Raw genomic sequence first — 18,602 nt, forward strand, 5'->3', positions numbered from 1 at the left:
CCGCCGCCAACAGGTCGGCGTGAAAAAATGCCGGATTTGCGCGCTACGTCGATGCGGTCAGCCCAGGCCACCTTCAAGGATCCAGGTGATCACCACCTTGAGCACGTAGCCGAACATGCCCGCTCCCAGTATGATAAACAGCATGATGGTGCCGAAGCGCCCGGCATTGGACTTCTTGGCTAGATCCCAGATGATAAAGCACATGAAGATAATGAGCCCGCCAATCATCAGCGGCGTGATCCAGGCTTCGAATGTCTGTTGCAGGGTGGGTGACATGGGGTCCTCGGCTAGGTTTGTGTGCGCGCCTTCGCGGCGTGTGCCAACAAATATCAACGTGCTAATATTTGAGCAAATTCATCGGGTATTTGTCGACTTTTGCCGCAGCAACTTCGGCAGTCATGCCATGAAAAGGAGAGAAACGTTACATGTCGCAGCTCAAAATACTGGTCGGCACCATGTACGGCGGCGCGCTGGACGTGGCCGAGCAGGTCATGCCGCTGTTTGAAGAGGCCGGTTACAGCGTCGAGATTACCGAGCAGGCAACGCCGGACATGCTGACCGCGCAGGACACAACGCTGGTGCTGTTTTGCGTTTCCACCACCGGCAGCGGCGACTTTCCCGGCAACTTTATGCCCTTTGCGCGCGCGCTGCAGGAGCAAAGCCCCTTCCTTGGCGGGCTTCGCTACGGCCTTATCGCCCTGGGCGATAGCTCCTACGGGGAGAGCTTCTGCGGCGCCGGGCGTACGCTTAATGCGCTGCTCGAAGACCTGGGCGCTACGCGGCTGGGCGAGCGTCTGGAAGTTGACGCCATGGAGACCTTCATGGCCGACGATGCTGCGGTTCCCTGGGTGGAAGAGTGGATCGAAGAGCAGCAGCTCAAGGTCGCCTGAATGAACGCACAGCCAACATCTCCCGAGCGGATCAGTCTGGGCGCGGGGCTTTGCGCGATCATGCTGGCGACGCTGCCGCGCTACGTTGCCGGCGGCCATGACACCCGCCTGGTGCTCATGCTGGGGGGGGCAGTCGCCATCCTGGTGGTGACGGCGGTACAGTGGCGCTGGCTGGATCAGGCCGGCAGGCAGCGTCTGCCGGGGCTTTTTGCGCGCCTGGCCGGGCTGCTGGCCCTGGGCGTTGTGCTGGCCCTGGGCTGGTACGCGGCGGTGGGCACTGCTCAAGGATTGATGGCCGTAGGGCTCTCCCACGGGGCCACGCTTGGGCTACTGCTTTATGCCGTTACGCTGTGGCGCCGCTGAGCGCCTTTCAGGCTTGCGGGTACGCCCGCTTCGCCTTGCGATGCCGAAAAACGCCCCTCACCGCGCCGGCAGGGTTGTAATCCACGCAAGGGCCCCCATCATTACGCGCATGGCGCTTGCCAGCGTGCTCAAGGATTCTTAAAATCGATCCCTTGATCTTTTTCGCCAACACCATATCGCCCAGCCGCTAGAGGACATTTCATGCAAGTTTCCGTCGAGACGACCACCCCGATTGAACGCCGCCTTACCATCCAGGTACCGGCCGCCGAAATCGACGAGGCCGTCAGCGCTCGCTTGAAAGACACCGCGAAGAACGTGCGCCTGAATGGCTTCCGCCAGGGACGGGTGCCGATGTCCGTTGTCGAGCAGCGCTATGGTCAGAGCGTGCGCGACGAGATTGTCGGTGAAGTCATGCGCGAGCGCTACGTTCGCGCGATTACCGATGAGGCGCTGAACCCGGCGGGCTATCCCTCCATTGACGCCACCGTCAACGAAGCCGGCAAGGATCTGGAGTTTGTTGCTACCATGGAGGTGTACCCCAAGGTAGAGCTGGCCTCTATTGAGGGCACCGCCGTTGAGCGCCCGGTCGTCGAGGTTACCGATGCCGACGTCGAGGAAATGATCGAAACCCTGCGCAAGCAGAACGCCGACTGGGAAAACGTCGAGCGCGCCGCCGCCGAAGGCGACCAGGCCAAGATCGATTTCCAGGGCTTCATCGACGACGAGCCCTTCGAGGGCGGTAGCGCCGAAGGCCACGAGCTGGTGCTGGGCTCCAACAGCTTTATTCCCGGCTTTGAAGAGCAGCTGGAAGGTGCCAAGCCCGGCGACGAAACGACCATCAGCGTTACCTTCCCCGAGGACTACCAGGCAGAACATCTGGCCGGCAAGGAAGCCTCCTTCAAGGTCAAGGTTCACGAGGTCAAGGCGCAGGTGCTGCCCGAGGTTGACGCCGCGTTCATCGAGCGCTTCGGCGTGGAAGGCGGAGACGCCACCGAATTCCGTGCGGAAGTGAAGAAGAACATGACCCGCGAGGCCGAGCAGGCGGTGGACAACCGCGTCAAGCAGCAGGTGCTCGACGCGCTCAAGGCGGCCAACGATATTCCGGTACCGGGCGCGCTGGTGCAGCAGGAGACCGACGGCATGAAGCGCCAGGCCGCGCAGCAGTTTGGCCTGGGCGAAGACTTTGACGTCAGCCAGCTGCCCAACGAGCTGTTTGAAGAGCAGGCCAAGGGCCGGGTTCAGACCGGCCTGCTGCTGGCCGAGGTCATCAAGCAGAGCGAGCTTGACGCCAGCGACGACGAAATCAAGGCCAAGGTCGAAGAGCTTGCCGGCCAGTACCAGGACCCCCAGGAGGTCGTTGACTACTACATGGGTAACGACCAGCTGAAGACCCAGGTGAAGTCCGCCATCCTCGAAGACAAGGCCGTGGCCCAGCTGATGGATCAGGCTCAGGTGAGCGATGTCGAGATGAGCTACCAGCAGGCCCTTGCCGCGGCCCAGCAGCAGGGCGGGGAAGAAGGCGCCGAAGAACAAGCGGAGGCCTGACGCCCGCTGACCCTACGCGGCGCGCTGTGCCAACGGCGCGCCTTTCCCTGACCGGACGCAAGGAATCACCCGAATGAGTGAGTTGGATATTCAAAACGCCGGCGGTTTAGTGCCCATGGTGGTTGAGCAAAGCGCCAAAGGGGAAAGATCCTACGATATCTATTCGCGCCTGCTCAAAGAGCGCGTGATTTTCCTGGTGGGCCCGGTAGAAGACTACACGGCCAACCTGATCGTTGCTCAGCTTCTGTTCCTTGAGTCGGAGAACCCCGACAAGGACGTGCATCTCTACATCAACTCGCCGGGGGGCTCGGTAACGGCCGGCATGGCGATTTACGATACCATGCAGTTCATCAAGCCCGATGTCTCCACGGTATGCATTGGCCAGGCGGCGAGCATGGGCGCGCTGCTGCTGGCCGGCGGCGCGGCGGACAAGCGCTTCTGCCTGCCCAATTCAAGGATGATGATCCACCAGCCGCTGGGCGGCTATCAGGGTCAGGCGTCGGATATCGAAATCCACACCCGCGAGATTCTCGGCATCCGTGACCGCCTCAATCAGATCCTGGCCCACCATACCGGCCAGGATATCGATACGGTGGCGCGCGATACCGACCGCGACAACTTCATGAACGCCGAACAGGCCACCGAATACGGCCTGATCGACGCAGTGCTGGATAAGCGGCCGACATCCTGATAGCGTGATGGGCCCGCTTTTCCAACGAGCTTTTCCGGCGGCAGTTGCCGCCGCAGCGAAAGAGGTACGCCAATGGCCGACGGCAAAGGCAAGGACGAAGAAGGCAAGCTGCTGTACTGCTCGTTTTGTGGCAAGAACCAGAACGAAGTACGCAAGCTGATTGCCGGTCCGTCCGTGTATATCTGCGATGAGTGTGTCGATCTATGTAACGACATCATTCGCGAGGAAGTTCTCGAAGCCGATGCCGAGAGCGATGATGAGCGTCTGCCAACTCCTCGCGAGATCCGCTACACCCTGGATGACTACGTCATCGGGCAGGATCGCGCCAAAATGGTGCTGTCAGTCGCGGTGTATAACCACTACAAGCGGCTGAAATCCGGCGTAGCGGAGGATGATGTCGAGCTCGGCAAGTCCAACATCCTGCTGATTGGCCCGACGGGCAGCGGCAAGACCCTGCTCGCCGAGACCATGGCGCGGCTGTTGAACGTACCCTTTACCATCGCCGATGCCACCACGCTGACGGAAGCCGGCTACGTGGGCGAGGACGTCGAGAACATCATCCAGAAGCTGCTGCAGAAGTGCGACTACGACGTCGAAAAAGCAGAGCGCGGCATTGTCTATATCGACGAAATCGACAAGATTTCCCGCAAGTCCGATAACCCCTCCATTACCCGGGACGTCTCCGGTGAAGGGGTGCAGCAGGCGCTGCTCAAGCTGATCGAGGGCACCACGGCCTCGATACCGCCCCAGGGCGGTCGCAAGCACCCGCAGCAGGAGTTTGTGCAGGTCAATACGGCCAACATGCTGTTTATTGTGGGCGGCGCCTTTGCCGGTCTGGACAAGGTCATCAGCGACCGCTCCGACAAGGCCGGCATCGGTTTCAATGCCAGCGTCAAGAGCAAGGACACCGAGCGCGGCGTTGGCGAGATCCTGGCCGACGTGGAACCCGACGATCTGGTCAAGTTTGGCCTGATCCCCGAGTTCGTTGGCCGCCTGCCGGTCATCGCCACGCTGACCGAGCTGACCGAAGACGCGCTGATCCAGATTTTGACCGAGCCCAAGAACTCGCTGATCAAGCAGTACGTCAAGCTGTTCGAAATGGAAGACGTCACGCTTGAGTTCCGCGAGGACGCGCTGCGCGCCGTGGCCGCCAACGCCATGTCGCGCAAGACCGGGGCTCGCGGGCTGCGCTCCATCCTGGAGTCGGTGCTGCTGGATACCATGTACGAGATTCCCTCGCTGGAAGGGGTCAGCAAAGTCGTCATCGACGCGTCGGTGATTGCCAAGGAAAGCGAGCCGCTGTTGATCTATGCGCAACAGGAGCAGGCACGCAGCGACGGCACCGACGGCTGAAGCCGCTCATGTGCCGGCCTGGCTGATACCGCTTGCGCCAGTTGAAGGGGTCGCCTTGGCGGCCCCTTTTGTTTGGCCGGCGGCGCTTGCCCGGCCGGCGTTGCCGGTTGAGGCGTGCCTGTATCCGGTATTCGCTTCAGTTTTTCCCGGGCGCCCTTGCCCGTCCGGGAGCTCACCCGATTTGTTGAGGAACGTCTGCGATGCAGCAGAACGCCGAAAAGTCACAGTGTTTTCCCTTGTTGCCGCTGCGGGACGTAGTCGTCTACCCGCAGATGGTTCTTCCGCTGTTTGTCGGACGCGAAAAATCCATTCAGGCCCTCGAAGCGGCCATGGAGGCCGACAAGCGCGTGCTGCTTGTGGCCCAGCGCGAGGCGTCCCAGGACGAACCCGACAACGACGACCTCTATGCCATGGGCACGGTGGCCGACATCATGCAGCTGCTCAAGCTGCCTGACGGCACGGTCAAGGTGCTCATTGAGGGCGGGTTTCGCGCCGATGTCGACGGCATCGAAGAGCACGGAGAAGGCTATACCCAGGCGTATATTACGCCCCGGGACAGCGAGCCGCTGACCGATCGCGAGCGCGAATCCCTGGTGCGCGTCCTGCTCAACCAGTTCGAGCAGTACGTCAAGCTGTCCAAGAAAGTGCCCAACGAGGTACTCAATTCGCTTTCGGATATTGAAGATCCCAGCCGCCTGGTGGACACCATCTGCGCGCACCTGTCGCTCAAGATCGGTGACAAGCAGGAGCTGCTGGAGATGGATCGCGTTCGCGATCGCATCGAGCATCTGATGGCGCTGATCGAGTCGGAAATCGACCTTCTGCAGGTAGAAAAGCGCATCCGCTCCCGGGTCAAGGAGCAGATGGAAAAGACCCAGCGCGAGTACTATCTGAATGAGCAGATGAAGGCCATCCAGAAAGAAATGGGCGAGCTGGATGACGTGCCCAACGAGGTCGAAAAGTACGAACAGGCCATCGAGTCTGCCGGCATGCCCAAAGAGGCCGCCGAGAAGGCCACCCAGGAGCTCAACAAGCTCAAGATGATGTCGGCCAACTCCGCCGAAGCCACGGTGGTACGCTCGTATCTCGACTGGCTGGTCGCCGTGCCGTGGAAGAAGCGCACCCGGATCAAGCACGACCTGGTCAAGGCCCAGCAGGTGCTCGACGAAGACCACTACGGCCTGGACGAAGTCAAGTCGCGTATCCTCGAGTATCTGGCGGTCCAGAAGCGCGTGCGCAAGATGAAGGGGCCGGTGCTCTGCCTGGTCGGCCCGCCCGGGGTGGGCAAGACCTCGCTCGGGCAGTCCGTCGCCCGAGCCACCAACCGTAAGTACGTGCGTCTGGCGCTGGGCGGGGTGCGCGACGAGTCCGAAATTCGCGGACACCGGCGCACCTATATCGGATCGCTCCCCGGCAAGATGATTCAGCGGATGACTCGGGCGGGGGTGAAAAACCCGCTGTTCCTGCTCGATGAGGTCGACAAGCTGGGCATGGACCATCGCGGCGACCCGTCGTCGGCGCTGCTGGAAGTGTTGGACCCGGAGCAGAACAACAGCTTCAGCGACCACTATCTGGAGCTGGATTACGACCTGTCGGAAACGCTGTTCATCTGCACCGCCAACTCGATGAACATTCCCGAGCCGCTGCTCGACCGGATGGAAATCATCCGGCTGCCGGGCTACACCGAAGACGAAAAGCTGGCTATTGCCAAACGCTACCTGCTGCCCAAGCAGATCAAGGCCAACGGCCTGAAAAAAGGCGAGTTCGACCTGGACGACGAGGCGCTGTTGGAGCTGATCCGCTACTACACCCGCGAAGCCGGCGTGCGCGAGCTCGAGCGCCAGATCGCCAAGGTGGCGCGCAAGGTGCTGCGCGAGCAGGTCGAGCAGGAGCGCAAGGGCGAGGCGAAAAAAGACGGCGAAACGGACAGCGTGCTGGCCGCCCGGGACATCGAGGGCTACGCCGGCGTGCGCCGTTACAGCTACGGCCTGGCCGATCAGAACGATCAGGTCGGCCGGGTGACCGGGCTTGCCTGGACGTCCGTAGGCGGCGAGCTTTTGAATATTGAGTCGGTGGTCACGCCGGGCAAGGGGCGGGTCAACAAGACCGGCTCGCTTGGCGACGTGATGAAAGAATCCGTCAGTGCCGCTCATACGGTGGTGCGCGCCCGCGCAGAGGCGTATGGTATCGACGCCGAGCGCTTCGAAAAGGAAGATCTGCATATCCACGTGCCCGAAGGCGCCACGCCCAAGGACGGACCCAGCGCGGGGGTCGCCATGGTCACGGCCATGGTGTCGGCTTACAGTAAGCGCCCGGTGCGCTCGGCAGTGGCGATGACCGGCGAAGTCAACCTGCGCGGCGAAGTGCTGCCCATCGGCGGGCTCAAGGAGAAATTGCTGGCGGCCCGGCGCGGTGGTATAAAGACCGTCCTGATCCCCGAGGAAAACCGTCGGGACCTCAAGGAAGTGCCGGATAATATCAAGGACGCGCTGGATATCCGCCCGCTGCGCTGGATCGACGACGTGCTCGAGGTTGCCTTGAGCGAAAGCGGCGAGGATAGCCGTGTGGTGGCCGATCAGGGAAGCAAGGCGGCGGCAGACGAAGCGCTGGTCAACACCCATTAATACGCATCGAGGGGCCGCCCAGGTGGCGGCTTTTCGATAACCGAGTAGCGCCCAAAGCCTTGTATGGCGGGCATTTTGCGGCACGGTCGCTTGACAGTCATTTCGCCGCGTTGCTATAAATTGCAGCTACGCTTTGATCGTCAAGCCAACCGCTAACCGTGCCTTTCAGAGCCATTTTTTGAACCAGTCAAGGGGTGAAGAGTGAACAAGTCCGAGCTGATTGAAGCCATTGCGGCCTCTGCCGATATACCCAAGGCAGCGGCGACCCGCGCGCTGGATGCCATGGTGGAATCCGTCACCGATAGCCTCAAGCAAGGCGAGAGCGTGTCACTGGTAGGCTTTGGTACCTTTACGATCAAAGAGCGTGCCGCGCGTACCGGCCGCAACCCGCAAACCGGCCAGCCGATCGAAATCAGCGCTGCCAAGGTGCCCAGTTTCAAGGCCGGCAAGGCGCTCAAGGATGCCGTCAACTAACGATGTCGGGCGCTGTGGCGAGACTTGAGCGGCGCGGATAACGGTGGCGCTGTCAACAACGCTCTCAAGACATGGTGACATGGGCGCATCGCCACAGCGGTGCGCCCATGTCATTTTTTAACGCGGGAAAAAACGCGGAACGGGTCGTGTTTATCTGAGGCAAGCATGCTGCAAAGTATTCGAGACGGGGCCAAAAGCTGGGCCGCGAAAATCATCATCGGCGTCATGGTCGCTGCCATGGCGCTGTTTGGCGTGGAGTCGCTGTTCAGCGTCTTCGGCAAGGACCCCGAACAGACGGCCAAGGTCAATGGCGAGACCATTACCCGCCAGCAGGTCGAGCTGGAAGTGCAGCGCACCATGCGTTCGGGGCAGGTACCCCCCGAGCAGGAAAAGGCGCTGCGCCGGGACATGCTCGACCAGCTGATCACGCAAAAACTGCTGACCCAGTATGCCGAAGACGGCGGGTTCCGGGTCTCCGACGACCAGCTGGATCAGCTCATCGTCAACCTGGACGAGTTCGAGGACCAGGAAGGCAACTTCTCATCCGAGCTGTTCCGCAATCGTCTGTCCAGCGCCGGCTATACGCCGCTGGCGTTTCGTAACGAGCTGCGCGCCGATATCATGCGCCGCCAGCTGCAGCAGGGGCTTGCCCTCAGCGACTTTACCCTTGACGCGGAGCGCGAACGCTTGGCCGGTCTGCAGCGCCAGTCGCGCAGCTTTCGCTACGCCCTGCTGACGCCGGACAGCGTAGACGTCGAGGTAAGCCCCGACGAAGAGGCCCTCCAGGCCTACTACGATTCCCACACCGAGCTTTTCCGCCGGCCGGAACAGGTCAAGCTCAACTACGTCGTGCTCGATCGCCAGACCATGGCCGATACCGCCGAGGTCAGCGAAGAGAAGCTGCGCCAGGTGTGGCGCGAGCAAAACGACGAGGCCGATCGGCGCATTTCCCACATCATGGTCGGCTTTGGCGACGAGCGCAGCCGCGAAGACGCCAAGGCCATTGCCGACGAGGCGCGCGCTGATCTTGAAGCCGGGGAAAGCTTTGCCGATACCGCCGCGCGCTACTCGGACGATACCGCCAGCGCCGAAAACGGCGGCGACCTGGGCGAGATCAGCCGCGGCTTTTTCGGCGACGCCTTTGACGAAGCGGCGTTCTCGCTCGAGGAAAACGACGTCTCCGAGCCGGTGGTCATGGACAATGCCCTGCACATCATCAAGGTGACCGATATTGACCGGCCGCCGTTTGACGAGCAGCGCGACAAGCTGCGCCAGATGCTCGCGGCTCGCCAGGTAGAGGGCGAGTTTAACGACCGCGCCCAGCAGCTGATCGACGAAAGCTTTGCCGCCGACGATCTGCAGGGCGTGGCCGACGACATCGGCCTCACCGTGCAGCACAGCGGCTGGGTCTCCCGGGAAGGCGGCGACGGCGTGCTGTCCGAACCCGGCGTCATGGACAAGGCGTTTGCCGAAGACGTGCTGGAAGACGGCTATAATAGCGATGTGATCGAGCTGGATGAAGACCGGCGCCTGGTGCTGCGCGTGACCGAACATCGCGACGCCACTACGCTACCGCTTGCCGACGTGCGCGACGAGGTTGAGCAGCGGGTCACGGCGCAGCAGCAGGAAGAAGCGCTGGCCGGTCGGGCAGAGACGCTGATTGAGCGTCTCAAAGCGGACAAAGACGTCGATCTTCGCTGGCAGCAGGCCAACGACGTTTCCCGCCAGGCCGAGACTTCTGTCCCCGGCGATATCGTCGGCGCCGCTTTCCGCCTGCCCAAGCCCGACGGCGGGCAGACCACCTACGGGCATGTCATCACGCCCGACGGCGTGGCGGTCATTGCCCTTGAGCGCGTCGCCGAAGGTGAGCCCAATGACGAGGTGGAAGCCTTTGTCTCCCGGATGGCCGAGCAGATGCGCTCCCAGGCGGCGGTTCAGGGGCTGGTCGACTATCTGCGCGAGGAAGGCTCGATCGAGTCGGACCTCTGAGCCAAGCCCCTGGGGGCCTGGCAACGTAAGCAGTAGAGAACGCGCGTAAAAAAACGCCGGCTTTCAAGCCGGCGTTTTGATGTCTGCTAAAGGCTCAATCTGCTAAAAGCTCAATCGGCGTCGGGCGGAGCGTCCAGCGAAAACCGGCGCAGCCGAGGGGAGGGCGTGTCGCCTTCGTCAACCACGATGTCCCAGCCGTACTCGTCGCTCCAGTCGCCGAGCACGTAGCGCCTGGCGGGCGCGCCTGCCACGGTGACGTCATGAACGTCGGGGCGGTGGGTGTGGCCGTGAATCATGGTGGCCACGCCGTAGGCGTCCATCAGCTCGACGACTTCGGACGGCGTGACGTCCATGATGTCCTCCGCCTTGGCGGCGTTGGCTTCGCCGGAGGTCTCGCGCAGCTGCCGCGCCAGCGCCGCGCGCTCGGCGATGGGCATGGCCAGCATCTGCGCCTGCCATTGAGGGTCCCGGGACTGCTGACGAAACGCCATGTAGGCGCTATCCCGGGTGCACAGGCTATCGCCGTGCAGCAGCACCGCGGCCATGCCGTGCAGCTCGACTTCCTGCACGTCGGGCAGCAGCGTCGCCCGGCAGGCGCCGGCGAAACGCTCGCCGATCAAAAAGTCGCGGTTGCCGTGGGTGAAGTACACCGCGGTGCCGCTGTCGGCCAGGTGGCGCAGCGCGTCGATCACTCGCCAGGCCGTTTCGGCCATCGGGTGGGGCTGGTCGAGCAGGTCATCCCCAAGCCAGGCGTCGAACAGATCGCCGAGGATATAAAGGGCCCGGGCGCCGGGCGCGGTGGTTTTCAGGTAGCGGATAAATCCCCGGGTCATGGCCGGGGTGTGCTCGCTCAAGTGCAGGTCGGCGACCAGTAGCGTGCGCATGGAAGCTCCGTATCAGTCGGCGTCCTTGGCCGCGTCCTTTACATAGGCGCGCTCGATGATCACGTCATCGGCGGGCACGTCGGCGTGCATGCCCCGGCGGGTTGTGGCGACACCCTTGATGTCGTTGACCACGTCCATGCCGTCCACCACCTCGGCAAACACGGCGTAGCCCCAGCCCTGGAGATTCTTGCCGGTATGGTTGAGAAAGTCGTTGTCGCCGACGTTAATGAAAAACTGCGCGGTAGCCGAGTGCGGGTCCTGGGTACGCGCCATGGCCAGCGCCCCCTTGACGTTCTTCAGCCCGTTGTCGGCTTCGTTGTTGATGGGCGCGCGGGTGGGCTTCTGGTTGAAGTCCTGATCAAAGCCGCCGCCCTGGACCATGAAGCCGTCGATGACCCGGTGAAACAGCGTGCCGTCGTAAAAGCCGTCGCGCACGTAGCGCTCGAAGTTGGCCGCGGTCTTGGGGGCCTTGTCGTGATTCAGCTTGACGGTGATATCACCGCGATTGGTCTGTAGTACGATCATGGATAAATTCCTGTTCAATAAGGGCGTTCGCCCTGCCCGGCAGGGCATTTGCCTTGGCCCTCGGCAGCGGCGTCACGTTATAATACGGGTTTTGCCCGGTACCGCGAAGGCCGGCACGCCATCGACTATGAGGTTTTCAACGCCACCATGACCACCGAGACCCCTAAAGCGCCCAACTTTATCCGCAATCAGGTACGCGAAGAGATTGCGGGCGGCCAGGTCGAAAGCATCGTGACGCGCTTCCCCCCGGAGCCGAACGGCTTTTTGCATATTGGTCACGCCAAGTCGATCTGCCTGAACTTCGGCCTCGCCGAGGAGACCGGCGGGCAGTGCCACATGCGCTTTGACGACACCAACCCGGCCAAGGAAGAGCAGGTTTACATCGATGCGATCAAGGCGGACGTCAACTGGCTGGGATTCGAGTGGGCAGGCCCGGTGCGCTTTGCCTCGGACTACTTCGACCAGCTTTACGCCTGGGCGCAGCACCTGGTGCGCGAAGGCAAGGCCTACGTCGATGACCTCTCGCCGGACGACATTCGCGAGTACCGCGGGACGCTTACGGAGCCTGGCACGCCGAGCCCGTACCGCGAGCGCGGCGTTGACGAAAACCTCGACCTGCTGGAGCGCATGCGCCAGGGCGAATTCGCCGAAGGCGGCAAGGTGCTGCGCGCCAAAATTGACATGGCCTCGCCCAATATCAACCTGCGCGACCCGATCCTTTACCGGATCCGCCACGCCACCCACCATCAGACCGGCGACAAGTGGCACATCTATCCGTCCTACGACTTCACCCACGGCCAGTCCGATGCCATCGAAGGCATTACCCACTCGCTGTGCACGCTGGAGTTCGAGGATCACCGGCCGCTTTACGAGTGGTTTCTGGACAACCTGCCGGTGCCCGCCAGGCCGCGCCAGATCGAATTCGCCCGGCTGAACCTCAACTACACCCTGACCTCCAAGCGCAAGCTCAAGCTGCTGGTGGACGAGGGCATCGTCGACGGCTGGGACGACCCGCGCATGCCGACGATCTCGGGCATGCGCCGCCGGGGCTATACGCCGGCCTCGATCCGCAAGTTCTGCGACATGGTCGGCGTTAGCCGCTCGGACAGCGGGCTGGTGGATATCGCCATGCTGACCCACGCCATTCGCTCGGACCTGGAAGACAACGCCCCCCGGGCCATGTGCGTGCTGCGGCCGCTGAAGGTGGTACTGACCAACGTGGCGGAGGACTTCGAGGAAACCTACGACGTCGCCGGCCACCCCGCCCGGGACGACATGGCGGTGCGCCGGGTGCCGCTCACCCGGGAGCTTTACATCGACCACCACGACTTTATGGAAGAGCCGCCGAAGAAGTTCTTCCGTCTGGCGCCGGGCAAGGAAGTACGCCTGCGCAACAGCTACGTCATCCGCTGCGATGAGGTGATCAAGGACGCCAGCGGCGAGGTGGTCGAGCTGCGCTGCTCGGTCGACTTCGACACCCTGGGCAAGAACCCCGAAGGGCGCAAGGTCAAGGGCGTGCTTCACTGGGTCAGCGCGGTGCACGGCGTGCCCCTGGAAGTGCGGCTATATGACAACCTGTTCACCGAAGAGCAGCCCGACCGCGACAAGGACGCCGACTTTTTCGATCACCTGAATCCCGAGTCGCTGATTACCTACCGGGCCATCGGCGAGCCGAGCCTTGCCGGCACGGCGCCCGAAACGCGCTTCCAGTTCGAGCGCGTGGGCTACTTCTGTACCGACCGTCACGCCTCAACGCCTGAGCACCTGGTGTTCAACCGCACCGTGGGGCTCAAGGACACCTGGGCGAAGATCCGAAAAAAAGGCTAAACGGCAAGGACCGAGGAGACCGCTGTGCAAATTTACAACACCCTGACCCGGCGCAAGGAGCCGCTGACGCCGCGCGAGCCGGGAAAAATCGGCATGTACGTCTGCGGCATGACGGTATACGACTACTGCCACCTGGGCCACGCCCGGGTCATGGTGGCGTTCGACCTGATCAGCCGCTATCTGCGCGCCCGGGGCTACGACGTCACCTACGTGCGCAACATCACCGATATCGACGACAAGATCCTCAAGCGCGCCGCCGACAATAACGAAAGCATCGAGGCGCTGACCGAGCGCATGATCGGTGCCATGCACGAAGACGAAACGCGGCTCGGCGTACTGCCTCCGGACGCCGAGCCCCGGGCCACCGGCCACGTCGACGAGATCATCGCCATGATCGAGGTGCTGATCGATAAAGGCTACGCCTACCCGGCCGCCAACGGCGACGTCTACTACCGCGTGCGCGAGTTCGCCGACTACGGCAAGCTCAACAATCGACGGCTCGACGACATGCGCTCCGGGGCCCGGGTCGAGGTGGACGATAACAAGGAAGACCCGCTGGACTTTGTGCTGTGGAAAGCGGCCAAGCCCGAAGAGGCGCACTGGCCGTCGCCCTGGGGCAAGGGCCGGCCGGGCTGGCACATCGAGTGCTCGGCCATGTCCACCTGCAGCCTTGGCAACACTTTCGACATCCACGGCGGCGGGCCGGATCTGACCTTTCCCCATCACGAAAACGAGATCGCCCAGTCCGAGGCGGCTACCGGCCAGACCTACGTCAATACCTGGATGCACGCCGGCGCCGTGCGGGTCGACGAGGAAAAAATGTCCAAGTCGCTGGGCAACTTCTTTACCATCCGCGACGTGCTGGCCGAGCACGACCCCGAAGTGGTGCGCTACCTGCTGGTGGCGAGCCACTACCGCAGCGCGATCAGCTACTCGGCGGATTCCCTGGTTGAGGCGCGCAGGTCGCTGACGCGGCTGTACACGGCGCTGGAAGGCGTCGAGGCCGAGCCGATGGCTACCGACGTGGCCGACCCGCAGAGCCCTTGCGCCCGGCGCTTTGTCCAGGCCATGGATGACGACTTCAACACCCCGGAAGCGCTGGCGGTGCTGTTCGAGCTTGCCCGGGAGCTGAACCGCGCCAAGGCCGAAAGCGCCGCTAGTGCCCCTCGGCTGGCCGGCGAGCTGCGCGCACTCGGCGGCGTGCTGGGGATTTTGTCCCAGCCGCCGGGGGCTTTCCTCCACGGCGAAAACGCGGCGCTGGATGAAGCCCATATCGAGGAGCAGATCGCCCGGCGGGCCGCGGCCAAGGCCGAGAGAGACTTTGCTCTGGCCGACGCCATCCGCGACGAGCTCGCCGCCGAAGGCGTGATACTCAAGGACTCCCGGGAAGGCACGCGCTGGGTCTTTCAGGCGGGTGACGCCTGAGCGTCATTTGAATGACTTTTGGCTATTACCGGCCGGCCTGTGCGGCTATAGTGCGGTTATGGTTGGTGCCGGCAGGGCTCGGCACGAACCCAGACTCCTCACGCCACGATAAAAAGGACGATGACAATGCGCTGGTCTCTTTCCTGGATGTACGCCGGCCTCGGGGCGGCGGTTTTGATGGCGCCGGCGATCGGCACTCAGGCGGTTGCCGCCTCGACGTCGGAAGACAGGGCCGTGGTGATTGGCTCCAAGATCGATACCGAAGGGGCCGTGCTCGGCGAGCTGGTGCTGCAGACGCTTGAGCGCAATGACGTGCCCGTGGAAAACCGGCTGCAGCTCGGCGTGACCAGCGTGGTGCGCCAGGCGCTCAAGACCGGCGAAATCGATCTCTACCCCGAATACACCGGCAACGGCGCGTTTTTCTTCGACATGACCGAAAGCCCCGTGTGGAACGACGCCGAGAAAGCCTGGCAGACCGTCCGCGATAAAGACGCCGACAACGGGCTGGTGTGGCTGTCGCCGGCAAGCGCCAACAACACCTGGTCAATGAGCGTGCGCGAGGATCTGGCCCAAGAGCACGACCTGGCCACCCTCGACGACCTGGCCGGCTACCTGGCCGACGGCGGCGAGTTCAAGTTCGCCGCCAGCGCTGAGTTCATCGAGTCGGAGCAGGCCTTGCCGGCGTTTCAGGAGGCCTACGGCTTCACTCTGGACGAAGATCAGCTGCTGGTCCTGTCCGGCGGCAACACCGCGGCGACCATGCGCGCCGCCGCTCGCCAGACCAGCGGCGTCAACGGCGCCATGACCTATGGCACCGACGGCGGTCTCGCTGCCCTTGGGCTTACGGTGCTGGAGGACACCCGCAACGTGCAGCCGATTTATCAGCCGGCGCCGGTGGCGCGGGAGTGGGTGCTCGAGGCCTACCCTGAGGTAGAAGCGGCGCTGGAAAGCGTGTTCGATACCCTCGATGAAACCACCCTGCAGGGGCTTAACGCCGACGTTGCGGTGAACGGCCGGGCCGCCGACAAGGTGGCCGGCGACTATCTCGACGGCCTGGATCGCTGATCCTGTGCTATTGAGGAAAGCCCGGTCGGGGCATCAGGGGCGTTTTTTGCCCAACCGGGTGCTGTTCAGCCTGGCCGTGGCCATGCTGGTCGCACTTTGGGGGCTGGACGCGGCAAGCGTGGCGCCGAACCGCATCGTGGAAAGTACCGGCTATCCGCTGTGGCAGGCGCTGGGCTGGCCCGCCGCCGGGCTCGCTACCTTGCTGTGGGGGGCGATGGCGGCGCTCGCCGCGTATCCGGCGCGCTACCGCTATCCGGCGCTGCTCGCGCTTGGCACGCTGCTGCTGGTGCTGCTGCCGTTTGGCCTGATGCTGGCCGCCCAGCGCCTGATCAGCGCAGATATGCCCCAGGCCAGGCTGAGCCTGGGCCCCGCGAGCTGGGTGATGCTGTTTGTGCTCTCCCTTTGCCTGGTGGAGTTGCGCCTGACCATGGGCCTGACGCGAAGCCGAATGGCGCTACTGCTGGCCGGCGTCGCCGGCGTCTGGTGGCTGTGCGCGGCGCTCTGGCTCGAGCCGCTGGCGCTGGTGCAGGAGTTCCAGGCGCGCAGCGCGCTGTTTTACCGTGCCCTTGGGGAGCACCTGGCCCTGGTGGGCATCGCCGTTAGCGCAAGCGTTGTGCTCGGCGTGGCCACGGCGCTTTTGATTCGCCGCTTCAACGCCAGCCAGTCGGCGGCTTTTGCGGTGCTCAACTTTCTGCAAACCGTGCCCAGCCTGGCGCTTTTTGGCCTGCTGCTGGCGCCGCTTGCCTGGCTGGGGGCCAACGTCGAGTGGCTGGCTGCGCTGGGCGTTAGCGGCATCGGCTGGACGCCGGCACTGTTGGCCTTGACGGTCTACAGCCTGCTGCCGGTGGTGCGCAATACCTGCGTGGCGCTGGAGGCGGTCAATCCGGCGGTGCTGGACGCCGCCAGCGGCATGGGCATGCGCCCGATCCAGCGTTTCTGGCAGGTGCGCCTGCCGCTGGCGCTTCCCGTGCTGCTCGAAGGCGTGCGGATTACCACGGTGCAGGCCATTGGGCTTACCGCCGTGGCCGCGCTGATCGGCGCCGGCGGGCTGGGCGACTTCATCTTTCAGGGGCTGGGGCAGGCCGCCATGGACATGGTGCTGCTGGGCGCGCTGCCGATCATTGCCATGGCGCTGGTGGCCGATATGCTGCTGGGCGCTCTGGCCGACCACTTTCGCCGGGGAGACGCGCCGTGATCGAGCTACGCAACGTCAGCAAACGCTTCGGCGAAACGCCGGCGGTGGACGACATCAGCCTTAGCGTCCCCCGGGGCAAATTTTGCGCGCTGGTGGGCACCTCGGGGTGCGGCAAGTCCACTACGCTGCGCATGATCAACCGGCTGACCGCGCACAGCAGCGGCGAGATTGTGCTCGACGGTCAGGCGATCGGCGCCTACGATCCGGTGCAGCTGCGCCGCCGCATCGGCTACGTGATCCAGGATACCGGGCTATTTCCCCACTGGAGCGTGGCGCGCAACATCGGCACCGTGCCGCGGCTGCTGCAGTGGTCGAGCGATCGAGTGCGCGAACGCGTGGAAGAGCTGATGCCCATGCTCAACCTGCCGGTCGCCGAGTTTGCGCACAAGTACCCACACCAGCTGTCCGGAGGCCAGGCCCAGCGCGTAGGCGTTGCCCGGGCGCTGGCGGCGGACCCCGATATCCTGCTGATGGACGAGCCGTTCGGCGCGCTGGACCCGATTACCCGGGAGCAGCTGCAGACCATGCTGGCAAAGCTCCAGGCGCGCCTGCATAAAACCGTGGTGCTGGTCACCCACGACATGGACGAAGCCCTGCGCCTGGCGGATCACCTGGTGGTCATGCGCGACGGTCGGATCGTTCAGCAGGGCAGCCCGCTGACGGTGCTGCAGCAGCCCGCGAACGCCTTCGTCGAGTCGCTGCTGGGCGGCCTTGAGCGGGGGCTCAAGCAGGCGTCGCTGGCCCGGGTACGCGATCACCTGGCCCCCCTGGGGCCTGCCTCCGCCGATGCCCCGCGCCTGCCCGCTAGCTATACCCTGCGCCAGGCGCTGTCGGTGATGCTGCGCGATCGCTGCGAGCGCGTGATTGCCGTAGACGAGCACGACGCGCCGGTGGGCGAGCTGACCCTTGGCCGACTGGTCGCCAACGCGCGAACGGAGCAGGCCGATGCCGCTGAGACTTGAAGCCCCCCCGAGTCGCTGGCTGATGCCCGCGGCGTGGCTTGGGCTACTGCTGCTCGCCGGCTGGGCCATGCCGCTGGCCGAGCCGCTGTGGCAGTGGCTGGCGCCGGACGCTCGTCAGCTGGTTTACCAGCGCGCGGCGTTTTTGACTCTGCTGGGCCGCCATGCGCTGACCGTCGGCTTGGCCGCGGCGATTACGGTGAGCCTGGGCCTTGCCGCGGGCATTGCCGTAACCCGCGCCGCCGGGCGAGACTTTTTGCCGCTGGTGGCTCAGCTGGCGTCGTTAGGGCAGACGTTTCCGCCGGTGGCGGTACTCGCGCTGGCGGTGCCGGCGCTGGGCTTTGGCCTGTTTCCCATCGTGGTGGCGCTGTCGCTTTACGGGCTGCTGCCCGTGGTCCGTAATACCATCGCCGGGCTCAAGGGCGTCGATGCCGCCGCGATAACGGCGGCCAGGGGCGTAGGCATGACCGCCGGCCAGCGGCTCTGGCAGGTCGAGCTGCCGCTGGCCGCGCCGGTGATTCTTGCCGGAGTGCGCACCTCGATCACCATCAATATTGCCACGGCGGCGCTGGGGGCCACCGTGGGCGCGAGCAACCTGGGCGATCCGATTATCGCCGGCATCGTCAACGGCAATACCGCCTACGTGGTGCAGGGAACGGTGATGATTGCGCTGCTGGCCCTGAGCGTAGATAGCCTGTTCAGCGTATGGCAGCAGCGGATGCGGCGCACCTGAGGGCAGTGTGTCGAGCGGGTGCTTCTCAGGGATGAAATTTATACCGTTATCTTCTGCAGC

General features: G+C 63.8%; 17 protein-coding genes. 14 read left to right on the top strand and 3 right to left on the bottom strand.

Annotated features, from left to right (window positions below):
* Positions 1-57: 57 nt before the first annotated feature.
* Positions 58-276, bottom strand: coding sequence for a DUF2788 domain-containing protein (locus ACZ46Y_RS07325; protein WP_311952614.1), 219 nt, complete (start codon positions 274-276; stop codon positions 58-60).
* A 149-nt stretch (positions 277-425) separates the two neighbouring features.
* Here ACZ46Y_RS07325 and ACZ46Y_RS07330 point away from each other — a divergent pair, with 149 nt between their 5' ends.
* From ACZ46Y_RS07330 to ACZ46Y_RS07365, 8 genes are all read left to right on the top strand, one after another.
* Entirely contained in the window at positions 426-890 is a 465-nt protein-coding gene (locus ACZ46Y_RS07330) for a flavodoxin domain-containing protein (protein ID WP_311952616.1), read from the top strand.
* Positions 891-1,253 carry a hypothetical protein gene (locus ACZ46Y_RS07335; RefSeq protein ID WP_311952619.1) on the top strand — a complete coding sequence of 121 codons (363 nt, stop codon included), beginning with the start codon at positions 891-893 and terminating at the stop codon, positions 1,251-1,253.
* 201 nt (positions 1,254-1,454) lie between these two features.
* A complete protein-coding gene (gene tig, locus ACZ46Y_RS07340) occupies positions 1,455-2,798 on the top strand; it encodes a trigger factor (protein WP_311952622.1) in 1,344 nt (447 codons plus the stop codon).
* A gap of 73 nt (positions 2,799-2,871) precedes the next feature.
* Positions 2,872-3,489 (top strand): ATP-dependent Clp endopeptidase proteolytic subunit ClpP, encoded by a 618-nt coding sequence (gene clpP, locus ACZ46Y_RS07345; protein ID WP_311952626.1) that lies wholly within the window; start codon positions 2,872-2,874, stop codon positions 3,487-3,489.
* A 72-nt stretch (positions 3,490-3,561) separates the two neighbouring features.
* Entirely contained in the window at positions 3,562-4,842 is a 1,281-nt protein-coding gene (gene clpX / locus ACZ46Y_RS07350; protein WP_311952628.1) for an ATP-dependent Clp protease ATP-binding subunit ClpX, read from the top strand.
* A 200-nt stretch (positions 4,843-5,042) separates the two neighbouring features.
* Positions 5,043-7,466, top strand: a complete 2,424-nt coding sequence (gene lon / locus ACZ46Y_RS07355) for an endopeptidase La (protein WP_311952631.1) — start codon at positions 5,043-5,045, stop codon at positions 7,464-7,466.
* A gap of 201 nt (positions 7,467-7,667) precedes the next feature.
* Positions 7,668-7,940 carry an HU family DNA-binding protein gene (locus tag ACZ46Y_RS07360; protein ID WP_079550908.1) on the top strand — a complete coding sequence of 91 codons (273 nt, stop codon included), beginning with the start codon at positions 7,668-7,670 and terminating at the stop codon, positions 7,938-7,940.
* Between the two features lie 165 nt (positions 7,941-8,105).
* Positions 8,106-9,929: a SurA N-terminal domain-containing protein gene (locus ACZ46Y_RS07365; protein ID WP_311952639.1), complete on the top strand. Its 1,824-nt coding sequence runs from the start codon at positions 8,106-8,108 to the stop codon at positions 9,927-9,929.
* A 110-nt stretch (positions 9,930-10,039) separates the two neighbouring features.
* On the opposite strand, the gene ACZ46Y_RS07370 is transcribed toward ACZ46Y_RS07365, so the two are convergent.
* Complete coding sequence (locus ACZ46Y_RS07370) at positions 10,040-10,813, bottom strand: UDP-2,3-diacylglucosamine diphosphatase (RefSeq protein ID WP_311952644.1); 774 nt, start codon at positions 10,811-10,813, stop codon at positions 10,040-10,042.
* Between the two features lie 12 nt (positions 10,814-10,825).
* Entirely contained in the window at positions 10,826-11,338 is a 513-nt protein-coding gene (locus tag ACZ46Y_RS07375) for a peptidylprolyl isomerase (RefSeq protein WP_311952647.1), read from the bottom strand.
* Between the two features lie 147 nt (positions 11,339-11,485).
* Between ACZ46Y_RS07375 and ACZ46Y_RS07380 the strand changes: the two genes are divergently transcribed.
* The 6 genes from ACZ46Y_RS07380 (at position 11,486) to ACZ46Y_RS07405 (ending at position 18,542) form a co-directional block, all read left to right on the top strand.
* On the top strand, positions 11,486-13,165 hold the full coding sequence (locus ACZ46Y_RS07380; protein ID WP_311952652.1) for a glutamine--tRNA ligase/YqeY domain fusion protein: 1,680 nt from the start codon (positions 11,486-11,488) through the stop codon (positions 13,163-13,165).
* Positions 13,166-13,189: 24 nt separating this feature from the next.
* A complete protein-coding gene (gene cysS, locus ACZ46Y_RS07385; protein WP_311952656.1) occupies positions 13,190-14,590 on the top strand; it encodes a cysteine--tRNA ligase in 1,401 nt (466 codons plus the stop codon).
* A gap of 177 nt (positions 14,591-14,767) precedes the next feature.
* A complete protein-coding gene (osmF, locus tag ACZ46Y_RS07390) occupies positions 14,768-15,655 on the top strand; it encodes a glycine betaine ABC transporter substrate-binding protein OsmF (protein ID WP_311953068.1) in 888 nt (295 codons plus the stop codon).
* A gap of 82 nt (positions 15,656-15,737) precedes the next feature.
* Positions 15,738-16,850 carry an ABC transporter permease gene (locus ACZ46Y_RS07395; RefSeq protein ID WP_311953074.1) on the top strand — a complete coding sequence of 371 codons (1,113 nt, stop codon included), beginning with the start codon at positions 15,738-15,740 and terminating at the stop codon, positions 16,848-16,850.
* A complete protein-coding gene (locus ACZ46Y_RS07400; RefSeq protein WP_311952660.1) occupies positions 16,847-17,812 on the top strand; it encodes an ABC transporter ATP-binding protein in 966 nt (321 codons plus the stop codon). The genes ACZ46Y_RS07395 and ACZ46Y_RS07400 overlap by 4 nt, the downstream gene beginning before the upstream one ends.
* Positions 17,796-18,542, top strand: a complete 747-nt coding sequence (locus ACZ46Y_RS07405; RefSeq protein ID WP_311952663.1) for an ABC transporter permease — start codon at positions 17,796-17,798, stop codon at positions 18,540-18,542. Before ACZ46Y_RS07400 ends, ACZ46Y_RS07405 begins: the two co-directional genes overlap by 17 nt.
* Positions 18,543-18,602: the final 60 nt, after the last annotated feature.

This window comes from Halomonas garicola (genome assembly GCF_055382465.1).

Bases quoted from the DNA above. Each gene is read 5' to 3' on its own strand.
- ACZ46Y_RS07395 (WP_311953074.1), top strand. From the start codon at position 15,738: ATGCTGGTCGCACTTTGGGGGCTGGACGCGGCAAGCGTGGCGCCGAAC.
- ACZ46Y_RS07325 (WP_311952614.1), bottom strand. From the start codon at position 276: ATGTCACCCACCCTGCAACAGACATTCGAAGCCTGGATCACGCCGCTG.
- ACZ46Y_RS07380 (WP_311952652.1), top strand. From the start codon at position 11,486: ATGACCACCGAGACCCCTAAAGCGCCCAACTTTATCCGCAATCAGGTA.
- ACZ46Y_RS07405 (WP_311952663.1), top strand. From the start codon at position 17,796: ATGCCGCTGAGACTTGAAGCCCCCCCGAGTCGCTGGCTGATGCCCGCG.
- ACZ46Y_RS07330 (WP_311952616.1), top strand. From the start codon at position 426: ATGTCGCAGCTCAAAATACTGGTCGGCACCATGTACGGCGGCGCGCTG.
- lon (WP_311952631.1), top strand. From the start codon at position 5,043: ATGCAGCAGAACGCCGAAAAGTCACAGTGTTTTCCCTTGTTGCCGCTG.
- ACZ46Y_RS07375 (WP_311952647.1), bottom strand. From the start codon at position 11,338: ATGATCGTACTACAGACCAATCGCGGTGATATCACCGTCAAGCTGAAT.
- ACZ46Y_RS07370 (WP_311952644.1), bottom strand. From the start codon at position 10,813: ATGCGCACGCTACTGGTCGCCGACCTGCACTTGAGCGAGCACACCCCG.
- clpX (WP_311952628.1), top strand. From the start codon at position 3,562: ATGGCCGACGGCAAAGGCAAGGACGAAGAAGGCAAGCTGCTGTACTGC.
- ACZ46Y_RS07365 (WP_311952639.1), top strand. From the start codon at position 8,106: ATGCTGCAAAGTATTCGAGACGGGGCCAAAAGCTGGGCCGCGAAAATC.
- ACZ46Y_RS07335 (WP_311952619.1), top strand. From the start codon at position 891: ATGAACGCACAGCCAACATCTCCCGAGCGGATCAGTCTGGGCGCGGGG.
- osmF (WP_311953068.1), top strand. From the start codon at position 14,768: ATGGCGCCGGCGATCGGCACTCAGGCGGTTGCCGCCTCGACGTCGGAA.
- clpP (WP_311952626.1), top strand. From the start codon at position 2,872: ATGAGTGAGTTGGATATTCAAAACGCCGGCGGTTTAGTGCCCATGGTG.
- tig (WP_311952622.1), top strand. From the start codon at position 1,455: ATGCAAGTTTCCGTCGAGACGACCACCCCGATTGAACGCCGCCTTACC.